Origin of the sequence: Nocardia amamiensis, assembly GCF_015477605.1 — a bacterium.
GTDB classification, from domain to species: Bacteria; Actinomycetota; Actinomycetes; order Mycobacteriales; family Mycobacteriaceae; genus Nocardia; species Nocardia amamiensis_A.
Map to the genome: position 1 here is coordinate 1 of NZ_JADLQX010000384.1, position 250 is coordinate 250.

The following is a 250-nucleotide window of genomic DNA, read 5'->3' on the forward strand; positions in this document are numbered from 1 at the left end:
TTCTCCATGCGGCGGGTGGAGACCCCGAGCAGGTAGCAGGTCGCCACCACACTGGTGAGTGCGCGTTCGGCGCGTTTGCGGCGCTCGAGCAGCCAATCCGGGAAGTAACTGCCCGAGCGCAGTTTAGCCTGGATCCGTGGATGGGGTGCTGGTCACAGTCGGTGTGTGAGATAGGGAAAATGCCTTTCGACCTGGGATGATCGTGGTTGTCGAGGCCAGGATCATGCAGGAATCGAGAGGCATTTTCAGT

At 60.0% G+C, this 250-nt stretch carries 1 pseudogene; it reads right to left on the minus strand.

The annotated features are described in order from the left end of the window. Positions 1-125: pseudogene (locus IU459_RS38220) on the minus strand (transposase); the annotation flags it as partial. Between the last annotated feature and the right edge of the window lie 125 nt (positions 126-250).